This is a genomic window from Serratia sp. PGPR-27 (assembly GCF_022678525.1).
Taxonomy (GTDB): Bacteria; Pseudomonadota; Gammaproteobacteria; order Enterobacterales; family Enterobacteriaceae; genus Serratia; species Serratia nematodiphila.
Genome location: NZ_JALBYS010000008.1, coordinates 18,941 through 44,008 on the forward strand (window position 1 = coordinate 18,941; position 25,068 = coordinate 44,008).

Consider the following 25,068-nt stretch of genomic DNA (forward strand, 5'->3'; position numbering starts at 1 on the left):
AACGCGCCGCTATCCGGCGATCTCCGCGTCTTGCTTGCTCACGTCGGTGCGCCGGTTTCTGAGCGCCCACAACAGCGTGGCGCACAGCAGCGAAAAGGCGGCCAGCACCAACGGCCCGGCATGCGGGCTGTGAAAACGCTGTTCCGCCTCGGTGCGGATCAGCGGGGCTAAAAAGCTGAATGCGGCGCCAAGCGTAGTGCAAAAACCGATGCCGGCCGCCAGCGCCGGGCCGGTGAGCACCTGCGCGGGAAACGTCCAGAAAATCGGCTGTACCGCCAGGAAACTGACTGCGCAGCAGCTCAGGGCGACGATGGCGAGCAGAGGGCCGGCATAGGAAGACACCACCAACCCCAGCGCCGCCGCGACCATGCACCCGGCGGCGATCGGTAATCTTCTGGCGGTGTTTCTGTCGGCATAGCGCGGCAGGAAATAGACGCCCAGCGCGGAGAATGCCCAGGGAATGGCGGCCACCAGCGAGGCCTTGAAGCCAAGATGGGTGCCCATCAGCGAGGCGACCTGCGACGGCAGGAAAAACATCAGGCCGTAGACGCCAATCTGCAGGGTGCCGTAGATCAACGCCAGATGCCAAACGGTGCCGCTGCTCATCGCCGCTTTGACGCTGCTGGTTTCGGTCTGCTGCTGTTCATCGGCCAATTGTGCCACCAGCACCGTGCGTTCTTCCTCGGTCAGAAAGCGGGCCTGCCGTGGGCTATCGTCGAGATAGAAAAAGGCGAAGACGCCGAGGGCGACGGCCGGCAACCCTTCCAGCACGAACATCCAGAACCAGCCGGGCTTGCCCAACACGCCGTGCATCTCCAGCAATGCCCCCGATAGCGGTGAACCGAGCGTCAGCGCCGCCGGCACGCCGAGCACGAAAATGCCAATGACCGAGGCGCGCACCTTATTGGGAAAATAGATCGACGCCAGCAGCAGGATGCCGGGGTAAAAGCCGGCTTCGGCGATCCCCAGCAGAAACCGCAGGACGATAAATTGCTGTTCATTGGTCACCAGCCCGGTGCAGGCCGACAGCGCCCCCCACAGCGCGGTGGTGGCGCTGAGCCAGCGTTTGGCGCCCCAGCGGTTCATCAGCAGGTTGGCCGGGATGCCGAACAGCGCATAGGCGGCAAAAAATATTCCGGCGCCTAGGGCAAAGGCGGATTGCGACAGCGCGATATCGATGGCCATCGCGTCCTTGGCAAAGCCGACGTTAACCCTGTCGATAAAGGCGATGAAGTACATGGCGAACATCAAGGGCACCAGTCTGCGCCAGGTTTTGCGAATGGCGGCGTTGAGCGCAGGAACGGCATAGGTGGCGTGATTCACTGGCGGTAACCTCTCTTCTGAGAATGACAAGCGTCGGTCATAAGGACCGTCCTGGCGCCGTTGCCCTCAACACGACGGTAACAGCGGACTTTTTTCGCAAACCCCAAAGGTCTAATGGTCAGGCCTTTAGGGGCGAAAAAAACGCCGCGTATTGCGACGGCATATCGGTACAGATATCACCATGGTGAATGGTGTGTTGCCTTTTTGTTAATTGAAAGTTCACACAGGGCCAGGAGGCGTTCAAGCGCTTTGATCGAGATCTGTGTGCGCTATCACCGAATTGGCAACCCGATGACAGACACTGGAGAGTGGCGCTTTCATCTCGCGAGGGAGGGCGATAAGGTGAAGCACGGCACAACAGAACGCAGGAGCGCAACATGCTGAAGGTCATCGCTGAAGATTTTATCCACCCGGAACACATTGACACCGTTATGCCGTGGTATCGCGAGCTGGTGGAGAAAACCCGTCAAGAGCCGCTGTGCATCAGCTATGAACTGTGCATCGACCAGCAGGATCCCGGGCACTTTATTTTTATCGAAAGCTGGCCGGATCGCGCGGCTCTCGAAGTGCATTGCCAGACCGAGCATTTCACCCGGCTGGTGCCGCAGATCAATCAGTATCAGCGCAAGCCTTGCACCTTCCTGTTTATGCAGGCGTTCCCTGAAACAGGCGATAAATAGGCGAAAAAATCCCCGCAGGGGGCGGGGTCAATGGCTTCTCAACACTATCTTGTTGTGATTAAAAAGTAGGCTGATAATGATTTTCATTCTCTAAGAATGCTCTTAAATTAATCAATCTGGTGAATGATTCGCCGTCTGCTTTTCGCTGGCGGTTTTAATGGCGCGCAGCATGCGGCGCCGTATCAACCCGCTCACCAGGCGAATCGCATACCAATAGGGGGTAAACCGCCGCCGGCTGGCGTCGTCGGGGCAGAAGATGCGCGTTTCCGTCACCAGACGACAGCGCCCACCCTCGGAGGGGCTCACGACATAACCCAGCGCCAGTTTGGCGACGCCGGGCTGCGCGAAGGCCAGAAACCCCGCCCCGTCGGCGACCTGCTCCAGGCCGTATTCAGCCTGCCAAAATCGGCCGATCAGGCCATAGACCAACGCGCTTTCATCCTGCTCAAGCAGGCAAAAGTTATGCAGGCCAAACGGCGGCGGGCTGGGTTTATTGCGTGGCATCAGGCGCGCGGGCAATTCGCGTAGCGCTATCATGCTGCGGAAAAAGCGATCGTGCCTGGGATCATAAGCGGCCACGGCCTCCAGGATCCGCGCCTGCGGTGCGGCGATGGCGATGGCATGCCGTTCCGAGAACTGGTATTGCCCAAGGTATTTATTCAGTAGCGTCATGCTTTGCATTCTCCCGCCATTCACTTTGCAGCAGGGCGAAACCGAATTCGTCGCCCCATGCGCCTTTGAAAAACACGTTTTGCCGCCAACAGGCCTCACGGCGAAAGCCCAGCTTACTGAACAACGCGGCGGCGCGAAGATTACGCGCGTCCACCACGGCGGTAATGCGGTGTTTCGCCAGCGGCCCGAACAGCAGGGCGATGACGGCGCTTAGCGCCTCGCGCGCTTGTCCTTGCCGTTGATGAACCGGATCGAAGGTCACGCCCAGTTCAGCCTGACGCCCTTCATCGAAAAAATGGACCGCGACATCGCCCAGCAACGCGCCGTCTTCGCGGCGCTCGACCGCCAGTTGAAACCAGCTGTCGTCACGGTTGAATTCGAGCTGCCGTTGCTGTGCGAAAAAGGCCTGTGCCTCGGCGGCGCTGTAGTCGCTCCAGCTTTGATAGCGCGCCACGTCTGGGTGGCTGCGGTAGGCGGTAAAGTGGGGCAGATCGTCGGCGGTGAACGGGCGCAGGATCAGTCTGGGGGTTTGTAGAGGCGAATGGCGCATTGTTTTTCCTTATCAGCGCATTAGGGCTACCGGCAGTGTAGCCCAGCGCCGACAGGCAGGCTGTGTAAAATGAGCGGTGGAGGACAAACGGGAAATGCCGGTTCAGGCGAACCGGCTGGGGCATTATCGACGGGCGGCAGCCTGACGCAGGCGCTCGACCGGGCCTTGTTGAAAATCGAATGAGGGGGCTTCTTGCCGCGCCAGCCCCTGACGCACGATGGCCTTAACCGCCTGGCTGGCGGCAAGATCTTTTCCGGCGATCTGCTCGGCGATGCGCAACGCTTCTTCCCGGGCCGAACTTGCGCTGATGCGGGAAATGGCGCCGTGTGACAACGCTTCCTGTGCGCCGACGGTTCTGCCGGTCAGCAGCCAGTCGAGCGCGACATAGGGGGAAATACGCGCCGGCAAGCGCGCGCACCCGCCTTGTGCGGCGACTAACCCGAGCCCGGTTTCGGGGAAGCTGAAGCGTGCGTTCTGGCCGGCGACGATCAGATCGCACGCCAGGGCCAGCTCAAATCCGCCCCCGTACGCGATGCCGTCAACGGCGGCGATGATCACCTTGGCGATCTGTGCATGGATCAGCCCGCCAAACCCCTCCGGCGTGACGATGGGCAGTTCACCCTGATGAAAGGCGTTGATATCCATGCCGGCGGAAAATACCGCCGGTTGACCGGCCAGGACGATCGCTCGCACCGAGTCATCGTTATCTGCCTGCCGCAGGTAGGTGCGGATCAGCTCGGCCATCTGCAGGTTGATGGCGTTCTTTTTTTCCGGCCGATTGAGGGTGATGACCGCAACCTGCGCGCCATAACGTTCGTAAAGCACCGGCGGTGATTCACTCATCGCTGGCCTCCCCGCGGAAAAAGATCAGCGTCAGCAGCAGGGCGATGGCGCCGAGCGGCAGCGAAAACAGCGGCAGGTAATAGGCCGGCAGCGCGTAGAGCGCCAGGCCGCCCAGCATGCCGCCCGCCGCGATGCCGGCGTACAGCACCGAGCTGTTGAGCGATACGGTCAGCGCGCCAAAGCGTTTCGATAGCGACAACAGGTGATGCTGGATCGGCACCAGATACATCCAGCCGGTAATACCCCAGACCAGAAAGATGGCCAGTACCCACCAGGGGGAAGTGACATAGAAGGCCAGCAGAAACAGGGACAGCGTCTGGATCGCCACGGAAAACAGCAGCACGAACTTGCTGCCGAGGGCATCGGTTAACGCGCCGGAGGCAAAATTGCCGATCACCGCGCCAATGCCGAATACCAGCAGCGCGAGGGGCAGGATCGCCTGCGGGCCGAACTGGGTGTTTTTCAGCAACACGCTGACGTAGCTATAGACGATGTGTTCCGAGCAAACGGCAAAAAAGGTGATCAGTAGTGTGGTCAGCACCGCCTTTTGTTTCAGCGGGGCGAGCCGCTCTTTCAGCGAATGCTTGCCCGGTGGCGCAATGGCCCGCAGCGCCAGCGACAGGCCCAGCAGCGCAATTGCCCCCAGCAGGGCGATGAACAGGAAAATTTCACGCCAGCCGATCAGTTTGGCGAGAAAGGTGCCGAACGGAATACCGAGCGCAATAGCCAACGTCATGCCCCCATAGACGATGGAAATGGCCAGGCCGCGGCGTTTTTCCGCCACCAGCCCCACCGCGGCGGCGGCGGCCTGCGGCGTGTAACAAGCTGCCCCCAATGCCGCCAGCACTCTGCCGAACGAGATCTGCAGGTAGCTGGTGGCCCAGGCGCAGGCCAGGTTGCCGGCGATGAACAGCACCAGCGCCAACTGCAGGATATGCTTGCGGTTGACATTGCCCAGCAGCCAGGCGGTGAGAGGGGCGAACAGCATATAAGCCAGCGCGAATACCGATATCAACTGCCCCGCTTGCGCGGGGCTGACGGCAAAGGTATCGGAAATGTCGCTGAGCACGCCGGCGACGATAAAGGCGTCGGTGCCGATGGCGAACGTGCCGGTCGCCATCAGACAGAGCGTGATCAGATGGCCGTTATAATCCGCTAACTTCATCCCGCCCTCCGCAGATCGTTCGCCGCCCAGACTCGTCCCAGCGCCGCCAGGAAGGTCTCCACGTCGGCATGGGAGTGCGCCGAGGTCGGCGTCACCCGCAGCCGCTCGCTGCCTGCGGGCACCGTCGGTGCATTGACCGGTTGCACGTAAATATCGTGCTCATCGAGCAGCACTTTACTGATGTGTTTGTTGCGGTGCGGATCGCCGACCAGCAGCGGCAGGATATGGCTGTCTGCCGACACCAGCGGGATACCGGCGGCGCGCAGGCCGGTTTTCAGGTGATCGACGATCGCCAGCAGGTGTTTGCGTTGGGTGTCATGCTCGAGGTTGTATTTAAAACTGGCCAGCGCGGCGGCCACCACCGGCGCCGGCGACGAGGTGCTGAAGACGAATGCCGGGGCCCAACTGCGCACCGCCTCCACCACCGAACGGGGCGCGGCGATATAGCCGCCCGCCGCACCGTAAGATTTGCCGAACCCGCCCTGAATAATGGTGATTTTATCCAGCAGGCCCAGTTGTTCGGCGTAGCCCAGCCCCCGTTCGCCATAGACGCCGGCGGAGTGGATCTCGTCGAGATAGGTCAGCGCCTGATACTGCTCCGCCAGCGCCACGATCTGCGCCAGGGGGGCGAAGTCACCGTCCATGGAATACAGCGACTCGAAAGCGATCAGCTTTGGCCGCGCCGGATCGGCGGCCTGCAGCAGCTCGGCGAGGTGTGCCACATCGTTGTGGCGGAAGATTTTTTTCTCCGCTTTGCTGTAGCGGATACCGTAAATCATTGAGGCGTGATTCAGCTCGTCGGAGAACACGATCAGATCGGGAATGGCGTCGCACAGGGTGGATAAGGTGGCGTCGTTGGCGCCGAAACCGGTGGTGAACAGCAGCGCCGACTCTTTGCCGTAGGCGCTGGCCAGCAGCGTTTCCAGCTCGCTATGGTAGACCGAGGTGCCGGAAATGCTGCGGGCGCCGCAGGTGCCCAGCCCGACCCGATTAACCGCATCGGTGGTGGCCAGCAGCACTTTGGGGTGGTGGCTCATCGCCAGATAGTCGTTCGAGCACCAGACGTTGAGACGGCGCTCACCGTGATGGCCGTGGCTGGTGGCCCAGGGTTTGTCCTGCACGCCGCGTTCAAGGTTGAGGAACTCGCGAAAACGCCCCTGTTTTTTGGTTTCCGCCAGCTTTTCTTCAAGAATGTTCAGTACGCTCATCGTATGTTCCTTGTGTTAAACGGCTTTAAGGTTTAATGACAGCCCCTGACCGACGCCAACGCACATCGTCACCAATGCGTTGTTCGCCTGTTGGTCGCGTAATTCCAGCGCTGCCGACAGCACCAGACGCGCGCCGGACATCCCCAGCGGATGACCGAGTGCGATGGCGCCGCCGTTTGGGTTGACCCGCGCGTCGTTGGCGCCGATACGCCAGTGTTTCAGCGCCGCCAGAACCTGTGAGGCGAACGCTTCGTTAATCTCGATGATGTCGAAGTCGTTCAAGGTGAAGCCGCCGCGCTGCAGCAAGCGCTCGGTGGAGGCGATCGGCCCCAGCCCCATCAGCGCCGGTTCCACGCCGGCGGCCGCGCTGTCGCCGATCTCCGCCAGCGGTTGCCACCCCTGGCGCTTCACGTAGCGACCGGAAGCCAATAGCAGCGCGGCGGCGCCGTCGTTGATGCCGGAAGCGTTGCCTGCCGTGACCGAACCGCCGGCGGAGAACGCCGGTTTCAGCGCCTGTAGCTGTTGCAGCGTGCTGAGCCGGGGAAATTCATCCTGCGCGAATGTGCGGGTCGTTTTACGATCGGCCGGCACGTCCACGGGCGTGATTTCCCGCGCCAGCCGGCCGCTGTCGATCGCCCGGCGGGCCTTCTGTTGCGAGGCCAGCGCGAACAGGTCCTGTTCCTCGCGTGAGATATGTTGCCGTTGGGCTACGTTTTCCGCCGTGATGCCCAGCGGATCGCTGCCGTAGCGCTCCGCCAGTCGCGGGTTAACAAAGCGCCACCCCAGCGTGGTGTCGTACAGCTTCACGCCTTTGTCGAACGGCGTTTCGCCTTTGCTCAGCACATAGGGCGCGCGGCTCATGCTTTCCACACCGCCGGCCAGAATCAGTTCGCTGAGGCCGCTGCGGATTTTCGCCGCGGCGTAGATCACTGCATCCAACCCGGAGGCGCAAAGGCGGTTGAGGGTGATGGCAGGCACCGACGGATCCAACCCGGAAAGCAGCGCCGCCATGCGGGCGACGTTGCGGTTGTCTTCGCCGGACTGGTTGGCGCAGCCCAGGACCACTTCGTCCAGATCTGCTTCCGCCGCCGGATGGCGCTGCAGCAGGCCGCGAATGATCGTCGCCGCCATGTCGTCGGGGCGGGTATGCGCCAGGCTGCCGCCATAGGCGCCGATCGCCGTGCGCGTGCCGTCGATCAGATAAACGCCGTCATCTTTAATGCTCATCATGGATCCTTAAGGCGTGGTCGTCAGCGCCGGTTGCGCGGCGTGCAGAAGGGTGTAATGCGGCGCATAGCGCGCCGCGTGCAGCAGCTGCGCCAGATTGCTCAGCGTCGTCCTGACGTTTCTCTCCCCCAGTTTGCCGAGCCAGTCGAAAATGCCGCCGGCGTAGTTAACGCCCGCGACGGCGGCGACATCGATGTCTTCCCGGCTGCAGACGCCGCTTTCCACCATGATCACCGACTCATTGATCAGGCTGCTGAGGACGCGGGCGACGATAAGCGCCGGAGAGTCCTTGATAAATTCAACCTGCGGGATTGCCGTGTGCAGCAGGCGTAAAAACAGCGCCTTATTGGCCGCAGAAGCGTGGCGGCTGTGCGCTGCCACCAGATACGTGGTGTCGGCGTAGTTCAGGGCGACATCGACCACAAAGGCATCCGCTGCCGTCTGCTCGGCCAGTTGGCTCGCCGTGCGGCCATCGGTGATGCTGACGGTGAAAGCGTCATTGATCTGGACGGCCGCTCCCAGCCCCGGTAATGCCGGCCGTTGTTCCACGCGCAGCTGTGGCCACTGAAGCGCGGCTCGCTGCTGCAACAGGGTAAAAAAAGGGTGCTCGCCGTAAACGCGCAGCGTCTCGACGTCTGCATTGTTGGCGGCCGTCACCGGCGGGGCGGTTTCTTCGGCGGCAAAATAGGAGCGGCCGTTCTTTTTCCCCAACAGACCGGCATCGACCAGTGAACGCTGCAGATGACCAGGGGTATAGCGCGGGTCGTATTGCATGTCCTGCCAGATTTGCCGGCTGACCTGATAGTTAATGTCTTGGCCGATAAAATCGGTCAGCTCGAGCGGCCCCATGCGGAAGCGCCCGCCGGCCTTGAGGGCGCGGTCGATCTGCGCCGAGCGCGCCACATGTTCTTCCAACAGGCGGAACCCTTCCAGGTAGTAGGGGCGGGCCATGCGATTGACGATGAACCCCGGCGTGGCCTGGCAGACGACATCGCGTTTCCCTAACGCCGCCACCAGTTGGCGGCAGCGTTCCGTGGTGGCGTGCGCGGTAAAGTAGGCCGGAATGATTTCAATCAGCTTCATCAGCGGCGCGGGGTTGAAAAAATGTAAACCGATAAAGCGTTCGCTGTGCGTTACCGCCGTTGCCAGCTTGTTGAGCGACAGTGAGGAGGTATTGGTGGCGATCAGCGTGTCGGGCTTGACCACCGCGGCGATGGCCGCCAGCACCTCAAGTTTGGTTTGTTCTTGCTCGGCGATGGTTTCTATTACCAGCTCGCTGTCGGCGATGGCCTCAAACACGGAAGTGAACATCAGATTGGCCAGCACCGCGTCTTTATCCTGCAGCGCGATCTTGCCCTGTTCGACTTTCTTATTCAGGTCTTGCGCGATATATTCGCGAGCTTGATTGAGGGTATTGCCGTTGCGATTATAAAGCATCGTGGGAATGCCTTTTTGCGCGAAAAGATAAGCGATGCCTCTGCCCATCGTTCCCGCGCCGATAATCGCAGCCGATTGAATTGCCGCATTACTTTCTGCCATAGAAAATCCCCGTCACTGTATGCCATGCGAAATTCGCAAATGCTTATTATCTCTTTGGATTTACGGCGGCACTGGGTGCCTGTCTGGAAAGTAATTGGTGGTGTCCTGGCTGTCTAACGGTAGAAATGACAGGTTTACGTGTCGAGGAGAGTATGCTATTCGCGTAGTTTTCCTGTTCGGCGCAATAAAAAGGCTTATTTTAAGGGGAATAGCTGTTTTCGTTATAGCGTTGGTATTTTTTATTATATGAAACGGCTACTGGCGCCGGGCGGCGATATTCTATAGTGAATCTGACCTATCGATAAATCGGCATCGCTATCTGGAGAACCTGCGTTATGGATACCCGCACTCAACGGCTCATGGCGGAGGTGATTGGCAGCCTGGCCGATCGCGAATGCTTTCTGACGCAGCTGGGGCCCTGCGCCGAGGCGTTGGGATTTGATTATTTCTCCTACATCGTGTTTTCCTGTTATCCGGCCAGCAGCCCCAAGATGCTGATCGAAGGGAATATTTCAACGAACTATCTCGAGGATTATCGGCGGCAGCGGGTATATTTGCAGGATCCGGTTATTGAGCGTGCTCACCATTCCACGCTGCAGTTTCAGTGGGACGAAAGCTTTTATCATGAGCGGCCGACGCTTTGGCAGCGTATGGCGCAATTCGGCTTGTGCGCCGGTTGGTCGCAGTCGGTCAAGGATTGCTATGGCAGGTTGGGGATCCTGACGTTTGCCGGTAAAGCGCTACCTGAGCAAACGCCGCAAGCGCGTGCGGCAAATGAAACTTTTTTCCTTTGGCTGGCGCAAACCGCCCATAAAACGCTGCGGGAGGCCTTGATATCGGTGAATGATGACGCGATAAAAGATGTGTTGACGCTGCGCGAAAAAGACATTTTACGCTGGAGCAGCGAAGGGAAAACGGCGGAAGAGATCGCGTTGTTGATGGGGGTGAGCGAGCGCACGATCAATTTCCACATCGGCAACTCGATTAAAAAGCTTTCTGTCGCCAATAAGACCGCCGCTACCGCCAAAGCGGTTTATTTACAGCTAATTTAATCTCGAGTAATAAATAATTAATCGCCTATCCGTTATCGGTGTAATGTTTATATTTTGTTAAATTAAAAACTATCCTTGTCAGTATTTACCCCTCGATCACAAAAGCGTGATAAAGCGATTCACCGCGCCCGTGCGCGGCAGTATTCTGTTGGCACCCGGTTTACATAGAAAGGACGTGATATGTACAAGACTATTTTAGTGCCGATCGATATTGAAGAGGATCTGTTGACCGAGCATGCGCTGAAGCATGTGGAATATTTGGCGAAGATGTCCGGCGCTAAAGTGCATTTCTTCCATGCGCTGCCGGATGCCTCGGCTTTTGTTACTGCCTATTCGTTCGGCCTCAAGGAGTTTGAGAATCAGGCGGAGGTGAAGGCGGTGGATAGACTGAAGAAAATCATGTCGGAAATCGATCTGCCGTTGGATCGCCTCAATTACACCGTCAGCTTCGGTTCTGCACGCGATCAGGTGTTGGAACTGGCGGAAGAGATCGACGCCGATCTGATCATCATCGGTTCGCGTCGCCCGAGCGTGAAAACCTATCTGCTGGGGTCCAATGCCGCCGCTATCGTTCGCCATGCCAATATTTCGGTGATGGTGGTCAGATAATTCATCTTAAACTCACCGTTTTCGGGCACGTTCTGCGGTTACCGACCGGCTGCAGAGCGTGCTTTGCGTTTTATTGCCATCCCAGTCTGAACTGCTACGATTTTAGCTGACGTTTTTATGCCAACCGGGCCACCGGCCTTGCGCATATTTTTCATTTCAGCCAGAAGAGGGGCAGCTATGCCATTAGAAGTCGATGGGATTATCAGAGGCGATCGGGGCAGTGAACCGAGCCGTTGGCAACATGCGTCAACCAAACCGCTTATCACGCTGACCTGGCATCACACCATTCCCTGGAACTGTTTGCGTAATGTCTGGAATGGTTTGGTGGCGGGGCAGCATTGGAACGCGCTGGACGAGTTTATGAACCTGATCGGTGTGCCAAACCGCGCCGCGGTGCTCAAACAGATCCAGAATAAAAACCTGCAGGATCGCGATGGATTACACACTCTGGTGACCTGGCAAGGATGGAATATCGTCGAGGGGCCAGGTAATGAGTATCGCGCGCAGGGGGACGATCCCGGTGAAAACTTCGACGGTTGGTCGGGTAAGGGGATGAGCACTAATCAGCAAGCGACGCTGCAGCAGGTCAACGTGTTGTATCAGGTGATGGCGCCGCTGGGAAGCCGTGCGCTGGACGCCGCCAGACAGGCGCCGCCCATTACTGCGGAAGAAGCAGACGTCTTGCAACGGACGATTAAACAGACCCGCCCAACGTTGCGAGGAAAGGAACCGATCCGGTGGCAAGAAGACATGTGGCATCAGGTGCAGCCGGGTAAAGAGGCGAAACACTTTGCACGCTGGGACACCAAACCGGTGTGGCGCAAGCGCCTGCACAGCGACATGGCTCAGGCTGGATAAGCCTCTCCCCGCGCCGGGTGGCCGGCGCGGGGCATAAATCCAGCGTTAATCGCACAGCGCCACTATTTCGTCGTACAACGCCTTGGGGATTTCCACGCCGTATTGCTCGCTCTGGCGCCGTTGCCGATAACGGCGTTCGCCGGGGATGCGGGCGCCTTGCGCCTGCATATCGGCAAACATCGCCTCCGCTCCGGCGAAATATTTCGCCTTATCCGCACCGAGAAAACGCTCGGGATCCAACGCGATGACCAGCTCACCACCGTAAGGCGACGAACCGGTGCCATCGTCATAGGCCAGCGATTCCTTGCTGGTCATATCGCCGATCAGCGGCCCTGCCAGCAATTCAACCATTGCCGCCAGCGCCGAGCCCTTATGCCCGCCGAAGGTCAGCATCGCGCCCTCCAACACGCTGGCGGCATCGGTGGACGGGTTGCCTGCCTTATCAATGCCCCAGCCTTCAGGCAGCGGGGTGCCGGCGCGGCGGTGTAATTCGATTTCGCCGCGCGCTGCCGCGCTGGTGGCCATGTCGAACAAAAACGGCGGCCGATCCGGACGCGGCCAGCCGAAGGCGATGGGGTTGGTGCCGAAGAGCGGTCGCGAACCGCCGGCCGGCGTCACCCAGGCGTGGCTGGGCGTGCAGGCCAAGGCCACCAACCCCTGCTCGGTCAGCGGTTCGATATCGGCCCACAGCGCGGAGAAATGCACGCAGCGGTTGATCGCCAGCGCGCCGACACCGTTGGTGCGCACTTTCTCGATAAAGGCCGGCAGAGCGGTGCGGTAGGCCAGCAGGGAAAACGCACCGCCGGCGTCGGCGCGCAAGATGGCCGGCGCCTGGTCGAGCAATCTGGGCATCGCATCGGCAGAAACCTTGCCTGCCCGCAGCGATCGCACGCAGCCCAACAGCCGGTACAGCCCGTGAGAAGCGCAGCCGTCGCGTTCGCCCTGGGTGACATTTTGCGCCACCGCCTCGGCATGCGCCTGATTGAAACCGTTGCTGCGCAGCGTACGCAACGCCAGTTGATAAGCCTGTTCCAGCGACAGCACATGCATGGATGTCATTTCGATCTCCTCCCTGGGTTCATTCTTCTTCATCGCCGATAAAATTGGCCTGGGGTAAACAGGTATAGGCGCCCCAGTAGTAAATCGCCAGTGCAATCACCGCCATGGTGAGGGTGTCCCATGGATGAGCAATAGCGCCGATGCCGCCGAAGCTGCTGAGGTAGGAAAGCCCGATCACCAGCGCATAGAAGACGATCAGCCACAGCGAGGACCAAATTTGCTGCCTGAGGCTAACGGCGTGGGTCGGCACCTGATTCTTGAACAGGATGTAGATGAAGAACATCAGGATCTGCAAGCCGAGCAGCCAGGAGACGGTGTCCCAGCCGGACCAGAAGACGATCAGCGCCGAAATGATAAACGACAGCGGGCCGAGCACGCAGAAACCGCGGACCCGGAACGGACGCGGCATATCGGGCGCATTGCGCCGCAGCCCGGCGGCGGTGACCGGGGCGATGGCGTAGCTCAGCACCAGTGCGGCGGACACCACACCGATCAGTTTTTCCCAGGATGGGAACGGCAGCGTCCAGAATACCGAGAGAGCGAAGGTCAGCCACAGCGCCGGGCGAGGAATACCTGACTCGCCATCCACCCGGGTGAACAGTTTGAAGAAGGTGCCGGCGCGCGCCCAACCGTAGATCACGCGGGGCGTGGCGTTCATATAGATATTGCCGGTGCCGCTCGGCGAAACGATCGCGTCGCTGACCACCAGAAACGCCAGCCATCCCATGCCCAGCGTGATGGCGATGTCGCGGAACGGCAGGGAGAACTGTTGGCTGATGCCGGCCCAGCCGCCGCTCAGCATCTCGCTGGGGATGCTGCCGAGAAACGCTATCTGCAGCAGCACATAGATGATGGTGGACAGCACCACCGACAGGATCAGCGCGATGGGAATGGTGCGCTGCGGCCGTTGCACCTCGCTGGCGACCGAAATGATCGGCGTCAGGCCGAGGTAGGCGAAGATGATGCCGCCGGCGGAAATGGCGGCCTCAACGCCGGCGGAACCGAAGGGAGCAAAGCCCTGGCTGTGCAGGTTTTCCGGTTTGAAAAAGCTGAACAACACCACGATCACCAACAGCGGCACCAGAAACTTCAGCACGCTGATCAGGTTATTGGATTTGGCGAAGGTTTTGACGCTGTAATAGTTGAGCGCGAAGAAAAAGCACAGCAGCGCCAGCTGCACCAGCCAGCCGATCGCGGTTGGATCGCCGGAACCCGGCTGACTGAGGAACGGGAACCAGGCGGCGGCGTACTGCCGGGCGGCGACGACTTCGATGGCGATCAGGCTGGAGAAGGCGATCAGCGTGATAAACCCCAGCAGATAGCCCATCAGTTCGCCGTGCGAGAATACCGGATAGCGAATGATGCCGCCGGCGCGCGGCAGGGCGGCGCCCAGCTCGCAGTAAACGATGCCGAGCAGCAGCACCGCCAGGCCGCCGATCAGCCAGGAATAGATGCCGGCCGGGCCGGCGATGGAGGAGACATGGCTGGCGGCGAACAGCCAACCGGAGCCGAAGATGGCGCCCAGACCGATGAACGTCAGGTCGGTGAGCGTAAGCTGCTTCTTGAATTTGCCTTGGGTTGTCATGGTATTACCCTTTTGTTATTGAGTGGCAGGCAGATGCGGCCGGGCTAATTTGGGGCAGGTGAAACCAGGGGGGCTCGGGTGTAAACGCCGTTAACCAGCCGCAGCAGGTTGAGCGGGTTGGCGTCCTGCAGCGCCGGCGGCAACAGCGCCGCAGGGGTGTTTTGCAAACAAACCGGCCGCAGGAAACGCTCGATGGCCAGCGTGCCTACCGAGGTGCCGCGTGCATCGCTGGTGGCCGGGTAAGGGCCGCCGTGCACCATGGCGTCGCACACTTCCACCCCGGTCGGATACCCGTTGAACAGCACCCGACCGGCTTTGCGCGCCAACAGTGTCGTCAGACCGGCGGCCACATCGAGATCGTCGTCGTCCGCCAGCAGCGTGGCGGTCAACTGACCTTGCAATGCCGCCAGCGTCGCATGCAGCTGCGCTTCGTTATCCACCGCCACCAGGATGCTGACCGGGCCGAAGACCTCTTGTTGCAGCAGCGGGTCAGCCTGCAGCAACAGCGCCTCTTCCGCCTGATAAAGCTGCGCCGCCGCCCGAAGCGTGGGCGTTTCGCTTCGGCCTGCGAGACGCCGCATACCTGGATGGGCATCGAGGGCTGCCAGCCCGTGACGGTAGTGCTCCAGCGTGCCAGCATTCAGCATCGGCTGCGGCTCGGCGGCGTTAACCAGGGCGCTCATCGTTTCGGTTAACCGATCGAAGGCGGCGCCGCGCAGCGCGACGATCACGCCGGGCTTGGTGCAGAACTGACCGCAGCCGAGTGTGAAGGAAGAGACCAGTTCCTGCGCAATGCGCTGCCCGCGCCGCGCCAACGCCTTGGGCAGGATCACTACCGGATTGATGCTCGACATTTCTGCGAAGACCGGTATAGGTTGAGGGCGTTGCATCGCCAGATCGAAGAGCGCCCGGCCGCCTTGCAGCGAGCCGGTGAATCCCACTGCCTGAATCGCCGGATGTTGTACCAAATCGGCCCCCACGCGATTGCCGAAGATCATGTTGAAGACGCCGGCGGGCATCCTTGTGTGTTCCCGAGCGCGCTCGATCGCCTGAGCGGTCAGCTCGGCGGTGATCATATGGCCGCTGTGCGCCTTGAACACGACCGGGCAGCCGGCGGCGAGCGCGGCGGCGGTATCACCGCCCGCGGTGGAAAACGCCAGCGGGAAGTTGCTGGCGCCGAAGACCGCCACCGGGCCGAGCGCCGTGCGGTATTGACGCAGATCGGGGCGCGGCAGGGGGGAACGCAGCGGCAGCGCGCAGTCGATGCGCACGCCCTCGACGTCGCCGCGCCGCAGCAGCGTGGCGAACAGCCGCATCTGGCCACTGGTTCTGGCGCGTTCGCCGCTCAACCGCGCAGACGGCAAGGCCGATTCCTGCATGGCGAAGGTGAAGAAAACATCATCCAATGCGTCTAACTCTTCGGCGATGGCGTCGAGAAAGTTCGCGCGTTGTTCTGCACTGAGCTGTGAATAGGGCGCAAAGGCTGCTGCGGCGGCTTCTGCGGCGGCGGCGGTTTCTGCCGCCGTGGCCTGGTGGAAGCGGTAGCCGGTTGGCTGACCGTCGTCGGCGCGCAGGCTACACAGCGACGCTTCCCCTTCGGCGCGGCGTTGGCCGCCGATAAATTGTTGGCCGCTGATGGCGGCGTAGCGATCGTTGGGCATCGGTTCCCCCGGTGGATAAAGCATGACGCCCGGCATGGCCGGGCGATGAAGGCGTCACAGGCCGACGTTCGGCAGCGCAGGGCGGGTGGCCAGCGCTTTATCGATCACGGCGTTGATCTCGGTGAGCGTTTCTCCCTGCAGCGCCAGGCGCGGAGGGCGAGTGACAGCGCTGCCGCGGCCGACCCGCTGTTCGCAGAGTTTGATGCACTGCACCAGATCGGGGCGGGCATCGAGGTGCAGCAGCGGCATAAACCAGCTGTATAGCGCCAACGCTTCCTCATAGCGTTTTTCCTTCGCCAGCCGGAACAGGGTTTCCCCTTCGCGCGGGAAGGCATTGGACATGCCGGAGATCCAGCCTTGTGCGCCGACGGCGATGCTTTCCAGCACCACATCGTCCAATCCGGCGAACAGCACGAAGCGATCGCCGACTTCATTGCGCAGGTCGATAAAGCGGCGGGTATCGCCCGACGAGTCTTTGAAGCACACGATGTTCTCGCAGTCGACCAGCGAGGTCAGAATGTCGGGCGTGACGTCATTTTTGTAAATGGGAGGGTTGTTGTAGACCATTATCGGCAGATCGGTCGCGCCAGCGACGCTGCGGAAGTGCGCGGCGGTTTCGTGCGGTTTGGCGGAGTAGACCAGCGCCGGCATCACCATAATTCCGTCGACGCCGGCCTTTTGCGCTTCACGCGCCATGTTCTGCGCGAAGGCGGTGGTGAACTCGGCGATGCCGGCGATCACCGGCACTTTACCGTCGGCGGCGTCTTTCGCCACCTCGATCACCGCCAGCTTTTCCTGCACTGTCATCGAGGTATTTTCACCGACGGTGCCGCACACCACCAGGCCGGAGACGCCGTCGCGCACCAGGTTTTTGATCACCGTATGGGTGGCGTCGAGATCCAGAGAGAAATCGTTGCGAAATTGGGTCGTCACCGCCGGGAATACGCCGCTCCAGCTTAGGGTTTTATGGCTCATCGTGTTTGTCCTGTCGTCCGAAAGTGTTAATGAAAAGTGAATCTTTGGTAAGGCTCACCGACAGATTGACCGGTATTGCGCAGGGAGGCTTGACGCTTTTCGCCGATTGCCGCGACGAAATTGGCACAATCGCGGCGGAAAGCGGGCGTGAAAAATCGGGCGTCGGTACGCCGTGAGAAGAGAGGGTTAACGGGGTAAATCAGCGCGTTAAGCGGAAAGCGTCAGGCGAAAATCGCGCGGCGTGGAGCCGGTCATCGCTTTGAACTGACGGCTGAAGGCGCTGTGATCGGTATAGCCGCACTGCAGCGCGATGTCCGTGATCGGCAGATCGCCGGCCAGGAGTTCCGTGGCCTTTTCCAGCCGCACTTTGTGGATCATCTGGCGCGGGGTGAGGTGGAAGATACGTTTGCAGTAGCGTTCGATCTGCGCCACCGATAACCCGGTCAGCGCCGTCAGCTCTTCAAGCGCGATCGGTCTGGCGTAGTGGCGGCGGATATGCACGTCGATCGCCGCCAGCCGCTGGTAGGCCGGATGATTGGCTCTGGCCTCCTGCAGATCGTGAGAAATACCCGCCATACCGATGATTTTTCCCTGCGCGTCATACAGCGCCAGCTTTTGCGTCAGGCACCAGCCGGTTTCTCGGCCGTTGTACAGGTGCATTTCCAGCTGATCCTGGATCAACACGCCGTGGCGCAATACCCGCAGATCCTGCTCGGTATAGCCGGATCCGAGCTGAGCGGGAAAAACGTCGGCGGAGGTTTTGCCCAGCAGCGGCGTCACGGTTTTGAAACCGCAGCGCCTGGCCAGCGTCAGGTTAGCCAGCAGGTAGCGAGCCTGGGCGTCTTTGATAAAGAACACCACGTTGGGGATCGCGTTCAGCAACGGCGCGATCAGCGCCAGCGTATTCAGCAGATCGCGCAGGTTGTTCGGGCGCTGCTGCGCCAGCCCGTCGCACAGGCGCGACAGATGTTCGACGGCAAAAACGTCCTCCTGCTCCGGCAGCCCCACAAGCGAAGGCGGCGAGAGAGAAACCGGAGGCGGGTAGTCTGAAGTGGATCGCATAACAGTCCCTTTTCGGTCGTTAGCCGGAAAAACAGGCGAGCCAGGTTGGCGCTTTCGCATCAATATTAACTTTTTTGTAACGAAGCAAGCGCTATTTCCGGCGGGCTGCCAAATATGCGGATTGCCGCATACTTTTGCCGGACGGTGTTTGGTGATTGCTTGAAAACTGCGGCGTTTCTCGCTACGCAAGGGTTTAGCATAAAAATAACGACATGATAAATAAGTCATTATTATGACAACCGTTAAACTCATACCCGCGACGCGTCAGGCCTGACGTTTGTCACTGTGCTGATTTCTTCATTCGCTGCGCCGAAACGCATCAAGCCGTCATGCTCACATTCGTTCAGGCTAATGCCATTGGTAACATCTCATTAACCCAGGAGACGCCGATGGCACTTTCTGCGCATATCACCGCTTTGCGGGCGATCGATTCTCATACCGGCGGAGAGCCGACCCGCCTGATCGTGGAAGGTTTTCCCGATCTCGGCGAGGGTAGCATGGCGGAACGGCGGGCGCGTTTCGCACAACATTATGACGATTGGCGCTGCGCGGTGATGCTCGAACCGCGTGGCAATGACGTGCTGGTGGGGGCGTTGCTGTGCCGCCCCTGCTCGCCACAGGCCACCGCCGGGGTGATCTTCTTTAACAACAGCGGCTATCTGGGCATGTGCGGGCACGGCACTATCGGGCTGATCGCTTCGCTGGCTCATCTGGGGCGCATCCACGCCGGGCGCCATCTGATCGAGACCCCGGTCGGCCCGGTAAGCGCCACGCTGCATGATGACGGCAGCGTCACGGTGGAGAACGTGGCGGCTTATCGCTACCGCCGCCAGGTGCGGCTTGAGGTTGCCGGTCACGGGCCGGTGACGGGTGACATCGCCTGGGGGGGCAACTGGTTCTTCCTGATCGGCGAGTCACCGTTGCCCATCGATAAACACAATCTGGAGGCCTTGACCGCGTTCACCTGGGCGGTGCGGCAAACGTTGGAACAGGCGGGCATCCGCGGTGAAGACGGCGGTGCGATAGACCATATCGAACTGTTCGGTGACGATCCGCAGGCCGACAGCCGCAGCTTCGTGCTGTGCCCCGGCAAAGCCTATGACCGTTCTCCGTGCGGTACCGGCACCAGCGCCAAACTGGCGTGTCTGGCGGCGGACGGCAAACTGCCGCCGGACACGCAGTGGCGGCAGGCCAGCGTGATCGGCAGCGAATTCCAGGCCTATTATCGTTGGAACGGCGATCGCATTGCCCCCTTTATTCGCGGGCAGGCCTATGTGTGCGCCGATAGCCAACTGCTGCTCGACGAACGCGATCCCTTCGTCTGGGGGATACGCTGATGGGCGCCGAGCGGGGAGCCGATGTCATCGTGGTCGGTGCCGGTATCATCGGTGCCGCTTGCGCCTGGCGGCTGGCGCGGGAAGGGTATCGTGTCTCGGTAGTGGACGATCGCCGCGCCGGCGCCACCGCCGCCGGTATGGGGCATCTGGTTTGCATGGACGATAATCCTGCCGAGCTGGCGTTGAGCGCTTATTCGCTGCGGTTGTGGCGCGAAGTGACGGGGCACATGCCGGAAGCCTGCGCCTGGCGTGGCTGCGGTACGCTGTGGTTGGCGGATCAAGCGGATGAAATGGCCATCGCCGAGCAAAAGCGGGCGCGGCTGGCGGAGCAGGGCGTGGCCGCGGAACTGCTGACGGCAGAGCAGCTCGCCGTCATGGAGCCGATGCTGCGGCACGGCCTGGCCGGCGGACTGCGGGTGCCGGGCGACGGCATTCTGTATGCACCGCTCGCGGCTCGCTGGCTGTTGGCCGACCGTGGTGCGGCAATTGACGTGGTGCATGGTGAAGCGACAGCGTTGGAAGAGGAAGCCGTGCGGCTGGCGGACGGCAGGCGTCTGGCCGCGCCGGTGGTGGTCCTGGCCTGCGGCCTTAGGGCCAATAGCCTATTACCGCAGACTTTGCTTCACGCCAAGAAGGGCCAGCTGGCGATCACCGATCGCTACCCGCCGCGGGTGCGGCATCAACTGGTGGAGCTGGGGTATGGCGCCAGCGCGCATGCCAGTAACGGCACGTCGGTGGCTTTCAATGTGCAGGCGCGGCCCACCGGACAATGGCTGATCGGCTCTTCCCGCCAGTTCGACGCCGTCGATTCGGCGTTGGACATGCCGCTGTTGGCGGCAATGCTTACGCGTGCACAGCATTTCTTGCCCGCACTGGCGCAGATGAACATCATTCGCTGCTGGACCGGGTTGCGCGCCGCCTCTGCCGACGGGCTGCCGCTGTTGGGCGTGCATCCGCGGCATTCCTGGCTGTGGCTGGCGCTGGGGCATGAGGGATTGGGCGTCACGACTGCGCTCGGCAGCGCTGCGCTGATTACTGCGCAGATTGGCCGGCAAACGCCGGAGATTGACGATTCCCCGTATTTGGCTGCGCGGGCGTTTGCCGCCGAGGAGTTGCCTGTATGAATGAAAGACAAAATACGATCGCGTTGATCATCGATGGAGAACACCGGCGGGTGCCGGTTGGTCTCAGCGTTGCTGCGGCGCTCAGCCTGTGCGGCGACGATCGTTGTCGGTTATCTGTTTCACACCAACCGCGGGCTCCCTTTTGTGGCATGGGCGTTTGTCAGGAGTGCCGGGTGACCATTAACGGCCTGCGTCGGCTGGCGTGCCAAACGCTGTGCCAAGCCGGCATGCGCATAGAGAGGAACGATGATGAGTAACTTCAATTGTGAGGTGCTGATCGTCGGTGCCGGGCCGGCCGGCATGGCGGCTGCGCTGGCCGCTGCGGAAAGTGGTGGCCAGGTGCGAATGATTGATGATAATCCGCATCCCGGCGGGCAAATCTGGCGCGACGGGATGCAGGTGGCTTTACCTGAAACGGCGAACCGCTATCGGCAGGCGGTGGCGGCGCGGGAAAATATTGCGCTGCAGTCTGGCTGCAAGCTGGTGGCGCAGTGTGGCGCTAACCGATTGGCATATGAAGACGCCGAGGGCTGCGGCGTGATTCGCTATCAAAAGCTGATTTTATGCAATGGCGCGCGTGAACTGTTGTTGCCGTTTCCCGGCTGGACGCTGCCGGGGGTGACCGGCGCCGGTGGTTTACAGGCGCAAATCAAGCAGGGGTTGGCGATCCGTGGCGAGCGAGTGGTGATCGCCGGCAGTGGTCCGCTGCTGTTGGCGGTGGCCGACAGCGTGAAACAGGCCGGCGGAGAGGTGGTCATGTTGGCGGAGCAGGCGCCGCTGTGGCGGTTGGCGGCTTTCGCCGGCGGCCTGTGGCGCTGGCCGGCCAAGCTGCGTCAGGCGTTTTCTTTGATGCCGCATCGTTACCGTGCCGGTAGCCGGGTGCTGGCGGCGTTGGGGCAAGCACGTTTAACCTCGGTGCGTGTCAATAACGGCGGGAGGGAAAGAACGATCGCCTGCGACAGGTTGGCCTGCGGTTTTGGTCTGGTGGCGAACATTGAGCTGGCGATGCTGTTGGGGTGTCGGATAAAGCATGACGCCGTAGCGGTGAATCATTGGCAGCAAACCAGTCAGGTGCAAATTTTTGCTGCCGGGGAGTGTACCGGCATCGGCGGCAGTGAATTGGCGCTCACTGAAGGCGCCATTGCAGGTTATGCCGCCACCGGGCAGCGGGAAAAGGCAGAGCGCCTGGCGGCGCAGCGGCGGCGGTGGCGGCGTTTCGCCACGGCGGCGGCAAGTGCCTTCGCACTCGATGAGCGCTTGAATTCGCTGGCCAATCCGCAAACGTTACTGTGCCGCTGCGAAGACGTTACGTTGGAACAGGTACGCCATCAGCCGGATTGGAACACGGCTAAGATGAACAGCCGCTGTGGTATGGGGGCATGCCAGGGTAAAGTCTGCGCAACGGCGGCGAGGCAGCTTTTGGGCTGGCCTTTGCCGTCGCCGCGTGTGCCTTTAACGCCGGTCAGGACAGAAACGCTGGTTGCGCTGGGGCTGAACCGATGTGATGACGATGGTTGAATGGGTTAGCGGCATCTCGCCCCAGGCAAACGCCGCCACATTACCATTGCGGCCAATAGTAGGTTTTCTCCCGCCAGCCTTTGCCGTACATACAGGCTTCGATGGTGGCGTCTCGGGCGGACTGATTGCGATCGGTCTGCACTGTTTTAATCGACGGCTCCTTGTCGTAGCGGTATCCCGATGGACAGTCTTTCTTATTCTTCTCGCAAGGAATGTATTTGTTTTCGTAGCTGAACTCCACGTCCCGCACCACGTCCGGGGGGAAGCGATCGTATCCGCGGCTGCGGCATTCGGCATATTCGGCATTCCGGGTACTCTCAACCGCGCCAGGCCTTTCCCATTGGGTGCAGGCGGTCAACATCAATAACGGCAAAACAATCAAACAACGGCAATTCTTCATGGTGTCCCTAACTCTTTCTCTATCCTGAGGCTCGCAGCCTAGGAATGTTCCTAACTGACGAGGTAGGAAAGTGTAATAAACTGGCGGAACAATTGGAAATGATAATGGTTATTGTTTAGGTGTGATTGAGGAAGTGTCGCGTTGAGAGAGGATGTGGCGCATTGAGGGCAGTCTGTAAGGATCCGCGACCTCACGGCGAGGGCTGGACGATGTGGCATTGATTTTATTCATTCTCTTTATGCCGCAATGATCTGACCGCAATTGCATCGTTTTAATGAGGGAAATAATATGCAAGCTAAGCATTTTCTTATCGGGTATGACTATTATTTTTATTTAGGATATTTACCCATGCCAAGGATTTAATGCTCGGTATTAATACCTTATTTTTTTATTTCTGTTTTTTTATTGGGGTTTTATTTTCAGGTTTTTTCTGGGGAAGACTTTTTAGTTACAGGGAATTCATTTGCATTTTAAATTTGGATTTTTTAAATTCATTTTAGAGGAAGGATAACCGTACGCGACAGAGTCAAAAAAGGAGTTTATTTTGTCTGGGATAAAGAAAACGCCTGAAAGTCATGACGGTTTACCTTCACCATCAGAGGATTATGATACTTTTAAGCACCTCTCCGATGTTGGCGCCGTGTTGGGATATGGGCGAACCCGCTTTTATCAGTGGTGCCGTGGGCGCGGATTTCTAACCCCGATGAACGTTCCGTCCCATGAAATGATCAGCCTGGGATATATGGTGGCGGTGTTATCAGAGACCGGTCATACCCGGGTTTATGTCACGCAGGATGGTTTCAGTTACGTCAGTGGTGCTTTTGCGGCAGATATCCAACGTGGCATGATCAAGTTTTAAATCTGAAAGAATCGCCTTTATTTCAATGGCTTTAATGCAGAATCTTCTTATCCCTGCAGGTTCGTGAGAGGAGTGGGAAGTTATCCGATTTTTTCGTCTCTGCGGTATGAAGGCTACTGGAGACAGCTATTCTCTTGCTACGATAAGCATTATTTTCTTCAGGAGCCAAGGATGAAGCATTACGCCGCGTTGTTATTTGCCTCTGCACTGCTGACGGGGTGTGCGACTCAAGCCGTACCGCCGCAACAGGCTGAGTTGCCCCCCCCAAGCCGTCTGATGCTCTATCAGAATATCCCGGATACGCCTTACGCTACGGTGGTCGTGGTGCGCGACAGCGGAATGCTGGCGGGCAGCTGCCGCACTGGCGTCTATGTGAATGGGGAGTTTGCCGCTTCACTCGAGGCAAAAGAAAAAGCAGAGTTTCGCGTGCCGCCAGGCAATATTTCGGTCAGTATCGGGCAAGATATGATCGAGAACTCTCTATGTATTTGGCGTGAAACCAGCGGCAGCGTGCCGATGACGCTGCGCGCCGGTGAAAGCCGCTATCTGCGCATCGCCGGCGATCGGCAGCGAGGCTTCGTGTTGCAGGCAGGGCGGCCGTAACAGCCCAGGCAAGGGCGTTAACGCCCTTGCCACCATCCCCACAGCGTAATTAATAGCCACGCCGCCGCAATCCAGCACAATACCGCCGCACCCAGCGCTAACGACAGCCGCAGACTGTTAATCAGGAAATACAGCGAAATCAAATATACCAGGTAGGGCAATACCGCCCACATGCCGAAAATCAGCGTCGTTTTCAGTGCCGCAATTGAACGTTCGCTGCCGACAATGTAATGCGCAATCAGGGCGAAAGTGGGAAAGAGCGGGACTAAACCGGCGATATAATAGTTGCGCGTTTTGGCCAGCAGGCCGATTAGAACCACGACCAGCGCGCCGATCAGCGCTTTGACAAGGATGCCCATAACGGTCTCGGGTGTGGGGGAGAAAGTCAACACACTGCCCGAAAGCACGTGCAAGATCAATGGAGTGTGGCGCAGCGTGGTGAAAAGCAGACCCACAAGAAGTGCGGGTCTGGGGCGCAACGCTTACTGACGGTAAGCGTGCTTGATTTGCTGAATGCTGTTCTTGAAGATTTCTGCCTGAGTCGGATCTTCAATCTGCGCGATGAAACGTTCCATGTTGATGATGACTTTCCCGGCGTCGGCCTGGCCGATCGACTTCAAGATCAGCGTCAGCGTAGCTTTGAGGCAGGCAACCTCGGTCGCCAAGATTTCCGGGTTTGCAGACGTAGTGAAATCAACGTTGCTCATTTTCTCTCCTGATTTTTTGAGGCCGTAGCCTGATACAAGCTGCTTTGGCGCACCGCGCGCGGGCTAAAAAGTAGCCCCGGGCGCGGCGGCGAATTTAACTGGGCGCGGAGTATAGCATAGCATGAGTCTGTCATCTGCACCGGGCTTGCTCAGGTCTCGCGGGTGGGCAACGTTCGCTCGTTGCCTGTCTGAATCATCTACTCTCGGCAAGTTATTTCGAGGTGGTTAACAAGTATTTTTCCGGTACGTTATTGTTGAACAATCGGGGTTATTATAATTACTGAGGGCGGAGGCGCCGATTTTACCGGCGTTTGCCGGGAATAATAGTTTCGACCGAGGGTTGCCGGACCCACGTTGGCCGCGGATTTTGTTACGCCTTTAAATATCAAATGATTACAAACAGCCAACAGCCGTGTTAATATTATTCATGTCGTGATTGCTTACACAGATTT

General features: G+C 59.7%; 27 protein-coding genes. 11 read left to right on the top strand and 16 right to left on the bottom strand.

All coding sequences use genetic code 11. The features are described 5' to 3' along the window. Window positions 1-9 precede the first annotated feature (9 nt). Window positions 10-1,323 carry an MFS transporter gene (locus MMS95_RS06410; protein ID WP_242141497.1) on the bottom strand — a complete coding sequence of 438 codons (1,314 nt, stop codon included), beginning with the start codon at window positions 1,321-1,323 and terminating at the stop codon, window positions 10-12. Window positions 1,324-1,700: 377 nt separating this feature from the next. Between MMS95_RS06410 and MMS95_RS06415 the strand changes: the two genes are divergently transcribed. Further along, entirely contained in the window at window positions 1,701-2,003 is a 303-nt protein-coding gene (locus MMS95_RS06415) for a putative quinol monooxygenase (protein ID WP_033633403.1), read from the top strand. 111 nt (window positions 2,004-2,114) lie between these two features. On the opposite strand, the gene MMS95_RS06420 is transcribed toward MMS95_RS06415, so the two are convergent. From MMS95_RS06420 to MMS95_RS06450, 7 genes are all read right to left on the bottom strand, one after another. Continuing rightward, entirely contained in the window at window positions 2,115-2,675 is a 561-nt protein-coding gene (locus MMS95_RS06420) for a hypothetical protein (protein ID WP_156865456.1), read from the bottom strand. Continuing rightward, entirely contained in the window at window positions 2,659-3,225 is a 567-nt protein-coding gene (locus MMS95_RS06425; RefSeq protein ID WP_242141498.1) for a GNAT family protein, read from the bottom strand. The genes MMS95_RS06420 and MMS95_RS06425 overlap by 17 nt, the downstream gene beginning before the upstream one ends. Window positions 3,226-3,348: 123 nt before the next feature. Continuing rightward, on the bottom strand, window positions 3,349-4,068 hold the full coding sequence (locus tag MMS95_RS06430) for an enoyl-CoA hydratase-related protein (protein ID WP_004928009.1): 720 nt from the start codon (window positions 4,066-4,068) through the stop codon (window positions 3,349-3,351). Next, a complete protein-coding gene (locus MMS95_RS06435) occupies window positions 4,061-5,233 on the bottom strand; it encodes an MFS transporter (protein ID WP_242141499.1) in 1,173 nt (390 codons plus the stop codon). Before MMS95_RS06435 ends, MMS95_RS06430 begins: the two co-directional genes overlap by 8 nt. Continuing rightward, window positions 5,230-6,441 (bottom strand): 5-aminolevulinate synthase, encoded by a 1,212-nt coding sequence (gene hemA, locus MMS95_RS06440; protein ID WP_015377390.1) that lies wholly within the window; start codon window positions 6,439-6,441, stop codon window positions 5,230-5,232. Before hemA ends, MMS95_RS06435 begins: the two co-directional genes overlap by 4 nt. 15 nt (window positions 6,442-6,456) lie before the next feature. Continuing rightward, window positions 6,457-7,668, bottom strand: a complete 1,212-nt coding sequence (locus tag MMS95_RS06445; RefSeq protein ID WP_021504868.1) for an acetyl-CoA C-acyltransferase — start codon at window positions 7,666-7,668, stop codon at window positions 6,457-6,459. Between the two features lie 9 nt (window positions 7,669-7,677). After that, window positions 7,678-9,207, bottom strand: coding sequence for a 3-hydroxyacyl-CoA dehydrogenase NAD-binding domain-containing protein (locus tag MMS95_RS06450; protein ID WP_099982006.1), 1,530 nt, complete (start codon window positions 9,205-9,207; stop codon window positions 7,678-7,680). Between the two features lie 335 nt (window positions 9,208-9,542). On the opposite strand from MMS95_RS06450, the gene MMS95_RS06455 reads away from it, so the two are divergent. From MMS95_RS06455 to MMS95_RS06465, 3 genes are all read left to right on the top strand, one after another. After that, the gene (locus MMS95_RS06455) at window positions 9,543-10,259 is read left to right on the top strand and encodes a LuxR family transcriptional regulator (RefSeq protein WP_347340947.1); all 717 of its coding nucleotides are present in this window, start codon (window positions 9,543-9,545) and stop codon (window positions 10,257-10,259) included. Between the two features lie 180 nt (window positions 10,260-10,439). Continuing rightward, window positions 10,440-10,868, top strand: coding sequence for a universal stress protein (locus tag MMS95_RS06460; protein ID WP_004927993.1), 429 nt, complete (start codon window positions 10,440-10,442; stop codon window positions 10,866-10,868). Window positions 10,869-11,045: 177 nt separating this feature from the next. Beyond that, window positions 11,046-11,726 (top strand): hypothetical protein, encoded by a 681-nt coding sequence (locus MMS95_RS06465; protein ID WP_004927990.1) that lies wholly within the window; start codon window positions 11,046-11,048, stop codon window positions 11,724-11,726. A 45-nt stretch (window positions 11,727-11,771) separates the two neighbouring features. On the opposite strand, the gene MMS95_RS06470 is transcribed toward MMS95_RS06465, so the two are convergent. The 4 genes from MMS95_RS06470 to MMS95_RS06485 are packed head-to-tail and all read right to left on the bottom strand — an operon-like array spanning window position 11,772 to window position 17,006. Then, window positions 11,772-12,785 (bottom strand): Ldh family oxidoreductase, encoded by a 1,014-nt coding sequence (locus MMS95_RS06470; RefSeq protein WP_242141500.1) that lies wholly within the window; start codon window positions 12,783-12,785, stop codon window positions 11,772-11,774. 19 nt (window positions 12,786-12,804) lie between these two features. After that, window positions 12,805-14,370 carry an APC family permease gene (locus MMS95_RS06475; RefSeq protein ID WP_015377394.1) on the bottom strand — a complete coding sequence of 522 codons (1,566 nt, stop codon included), beginning with the start codon at window positions 14,368-14,370 and terminating at the stop codon, window positions 12,805-12,807. Between the two features lie 44 nt (window positions 14,371-14,414). Next, entirely contained in the window at window positions 14,415-16,031 is a 1,617-nt protein-coding gene (locus MMS95_RS06480) for an aldehyde dehydrogenase (NADP(+)) (RefSeq protein WP_242141512.1), read from the bottom strand. A 54-nt stretch (window positions 16,032-16,085) separates the two neighbouring features. Further along, window positions 16,086-17,006 (bottom strand): dihydrodipicolinate synthase family protein, encoded by a 921-nt coding sequence (locus MMS95_RS06485; RefSeq protein WP_015377396.1) that lies wholly within the window; start codon window positions 17,004-17,006, stop codon window positions 16,086-16,088. A gap of 29 nt (window positions 17,007-17,035) precedes the next feature. On the opposite strand from MMS95_RS06485, the gene MMS95_RS06490 reads away from it, so the two are divergent. Further along, window positions 17,036-17,182 carry a hypothetical protein gene (locus MMS95_RS06490; protein ID WP_154612852.1) on the top strand — a complete coding sequence of 49 codons (147 nt, stop codon included), beginning with the start codon at window positions 17,036-17,038 and terminating at the stop codon, window positions 17,180-17,182. Between the two features lie 31 nt (window positions 17,183-17,213). Here the strand turns inward: MMS95_RS06490 and MMS95_RS06495 are convergent, their stop codons facing one another. Continuing rightward, complete coding sequence (locus MMS95_RS06495) at window positions 17,214-18,068, bottom strand: AraC family transcriptional regulator (RefSeq protein WP_031300114.1); 855 nt, start codon at window positions 18,066-18,068, stop codon at window positions 17,214-17,216. A gap of 389 nt (window positions 18,069-18,457) precedes the next feature. On the opposite strand from MMS95_RS06495, the gene MMS95_RS06500 reads away from it, so the two are divergent. Genes MMS95_RS06500 through MMS95_RS06515 form a run of 4 tightly spaced genes read left to right on the top strand, consistent with a single transcriptional unit; the run spans window position 18,458 to window position 22,047 of the window. Beyond that, window positions 18,458-19,405 (top strand): 4-hydroxyproline epimerase, encoded by a 948-nt coding sequence (locus tag MMS95_RS06500; protein ID WP_015377398.1) that lies wholly within the window; start codon window positions 18,458-18,460, stop codon window positions 19,403-19,405. Continuing rightward, window positions 19,405-20,529 carry an FAD-dependent oxidoreductase gene (locus MMS95_RS06505; protein WP_085336364.1) on the top strand — a complete coding sequence of 375 codons (1,125 nt, stop codon included), beginning with the start codon at window positions 19,405-19,407 and terminating at the stop codon, window positions 20,527-20,529. The genes MMS95_RS06500 and MMS95_RS06505 overlap by 1 nt, the downstream gene beginning before the upstream one ends. Further along, window positions 20,526-20,786 (top strand): (2Fe-2S)-binding protein, encoded by a 261-nt coding sequence (locus MMS95_RS06510; RefSeq protein WP_075684801.1) that lies wholly within the window; start codon window positions 20,526-20,528, stop codon window positions 20,784-20,786. Before MMS95_RS06505 ends, MMS95_RS06510 begins: the two co-directional genes overlap by 4 nt. Further along, window positions 20,779-22,047 (top strand): FAD-dependent oxidoreductase, encoded by a 1,269-nt coding sequence (locus tag MMS95_RS06515; protein WP_242141501.1) that lies wholly within the window; start codon window positions 20,779-20,781, stop codon window positions 22,045-22,047. Before MMS95_RS06510 ends, MMS95_RS06515 begins: the two co-directional genes overlap by 8 nt. Before the next feature lie 40 nt (window positions 22,048-22,087). On the opposite strand, the gene MMS95_RS06520 is transcribed toward MMS95_RS06515, so the two are convergent. Further along, complete coding sequence (locus MMS95_RS06520) at window positions 22,088-22,447, bottom strand: hypothetical protein (RefSeq protein ID WP_004927961.1); 360 nt, start codon at window positions 22,445-22,447, stop codon at window positions 22,088-22,090. A 544-nt stretch (window positions 22,448-22,991) separates the two neighbouring features. On the opposite strand from MMS95_RS06520, the gene MMS95_RS06525 reads away from it, so the two are divergent. Both MMS95_RS06525 and MMS95_RS06530 read left to right on the top strand, forming a co-directional pair. Further along, the gene (locus MMS95_RS06525; RefSeq protein ID WP_033633390.1) at window positions 22,992-23,306 is read left to right on the top strand and encodes a hypothetical protein; all 315 of its coding nucleotides are present in this window, start codon (window positions 22,992-22,994) and stop codon (window positions 23,304-23,306) included. Between the two features lie 171 nt (window positions 23,307-23,477). Next, a complete protein-coding gene (locus MMS95_RS06530) occupies window positions 23,478-23,909 on the top strand; it encodes a hypothetical protein (RefSeq protein WP_028128013.1) in 432 nt (143 codons plus the stop codon). Between the two features lie 17 nt (window positions 23,910-23,926). Here the strand turns inward: MMS95_RS06530 and MMS95_RS06535 are convergent, their stop codons facing one another. Together MMS95_RS06535 and MMS95_RS06540 are read right to left on the bottom strand one after the other, a co-directional pair. Next, the gene (locus MMS95_RS06535; protein ID WP_004927953.1) at window positions 23,927-24,268 is read right to left on the bottom strand and encodes a GlpM family protein; all 342 of its coding nucleotides are present in this window, start codon (window positions 24,266-24,268) and stop codon (window positions 23,927-23,929) included. 123 nt (window positions 24,269-24,391) lie between these two features. After that, window positions 24,392-24,616: a DUF2594 family protein gene (locus MMS95_RS06540; protein ID WP_004927950.1), complete on the bottom strand. Its 225-nt coding sequence runs from the start codon at window positions 24,614-24,616 to the stop codon at window positions 24,392-24,394. Between the last annotated feature and the right edge of the window lie 452 nt (window positions 24,617-25,068).

Bases quoted from the DNA above. Each gene is read 5' to 3' on its own strand.
- MMS95_RS06415 (WP_033633403.1), top strand. From the start codon at position 1,701: ATGCTGAAGGTCATCGCTGAAGATTTTATCCACCCGGAACACATTGAC.
- MMS95_RS06420 (WP_156865456.1), bottom strand. From the start codon at position 2,675: ATGACGCTACTGAATAAATACCTTGGGCAATACCAGTTCTCGGAACGG.
- MMS95_RS06425 (WP_242141498.1), bottom strand. From the start codon at position 3,225: ATGCGCCATTCGCCTCTACAAACCCCCAGACTGATCCTGCGCCCGTTC.
- MMS95_RS06430 (WP_004928009.1), bottom strand. From the start codon at position 4,068: ATGAGTGAATCACCGCCGGTGCTTTACGAACGTTATGGCGCGCAGGTT.
- MMS95_RS06435 (WP_242141499.1), bottom strand. From the start codon at position 5,233: ATGAAGTTAGCGGATTATAACGGCCATCTGATCACGCTCTGTCTGATG.
- hemA (WP_015377390.1), bottom strand. From the start codon at position 6,441: ATGAGCGTACTGAACATTCTTGAAGAAAAGCTGGCGGAAACCAAAAAA.
- MMS95_RS06445 (WP_021504868.1), bottom strand. From the start codon at position 7,668: ATGAGCATTAAAGATGACGGCGTTTATCTGATCGACGGCACGCGCACG.
- MMS95_RS06450 (WP_099982006.1), bottom strand. From the start codon at position 9,207: ATGGCAGAAAGTAATGCGGCAATTCAATCGGCTGCGATTATCGGCGCG.
- MMS95_RS06455 (WP_347340947.1), top strand. From the start codon at position 9,543: ATGGATACCCGCACTCAACGGCTCATGGCGGAGGTGATTGGCAGCCTG.
- MMS95_RS06460 (WP_004927993.1), top strand. From the start codon at position 10,440: ATGTACAAGACTATTTTAGTGCCGATCGATATTGAAGAGGATCTGTTG.
- MMS95_RS06465 (WP_004927990.1), top strand. From the start codon at position 11,046: ATGCCATTAGAAGTCGATGGGATTATCAGAGGCGATCGGGGCAGTGAA.
- MMS95_RS06470 (WP_242141500.1), bottom strand. From the start codon at position 12,785: ATGACATCCATGCATGTGCTGTCGCTGGAACAGGCTTATCAACTGGCG.
- MMS95_RS06475 (WP_015377394.1), bottom strand. From the start codon at position 14,370: ATGACAACCCAAGGCAAATTCAAGAAGCAGCTTACGCTCACCGACCTG.
- MMS95_RS06480 (WP_242141512.1), bottom strand. From the start codon at position 16,031: ATGCCCAACGATCGCTACGCCGCCATCAGCGGCCAACAATTTATCGGC.
- MMS95_RS06485 (WP_015377396.1), bottom strand. From the start codon at position 17,006: ATGAGCCATAAAACCCTAAGCTGGAGCGGCGTATTCCCGGCGGTGACG.
- MMS95_RS06490 (WP_154612852.1), top strand. From the start codon at position 17,036: ATGAAAAGTGAATCTTTGGTAAGGCTCACCGACAGATTGACCGGTATT.
- MMS95_RS06495 (WP_031300114.1), bottom strand. From the start codon at position 18,068: ATGCGATCCACTTCAGACTACCCGCCTCCGGTTTCTCTCTCGCCGCCT.
- MMS95_RS06500 (WP_015377398.1), top strand. From the start codon at position 18,458: ATGGCACTTTCTGCGCATATCACCGCTTTGCGGGCGATCGATTCTCAT.
- MMS95_RS06505 (WP_085336364.1), top strand. From the start codon at position 19,405: ATGGGCGCCGAGCGGGGAGCCGATGTCATCGTGGTCGGTGCCGGTATC.
- MMS95_RS06510 (WP_075684801.1), top strand. From the start codon at position 20,526: ATGAATGAAAGACAAAATACGATCGCGTTGATCATCGATGGAGAACAC.
- MMS95_RS06515 (WP_242141501.1), top strand. From the start codon at position 20,779: ATGAGTAACTTCAATTGTGAGGTGCTGATCGTCGGTGCCGGGCCGGCC.
- MMS95_RS06520 (WP_004927961.1), bottom strand. From the start codon at position 22,447: ATGAAGAATTGCCGTTGTTTGATTGTTTTGCCGTTATTGATGTTGACC.
- MMS95_RS06530 (WP_028128013.1), top strand. From the start codon at position 23,478: ATGAAGCATTACGCCGCGTTGTTATTTGCCTCTGCACTGCTGACGGGG.
- MMS95_RS06535 (WP_004927953.1), bottom strand. From the start codon at position 24,268: ATGGGCATCCTTGTCAAAGCGCTGATCGGCGCGCTGGTCGTGGTTCTA.
- MMS95_RS06540 (WP_004927950.1), bottom strand. From the start codon at position 24,616: ATGAGCAACGTTGATTTCACTACGTCTGCAAACCCGGAAATCTTGGCG.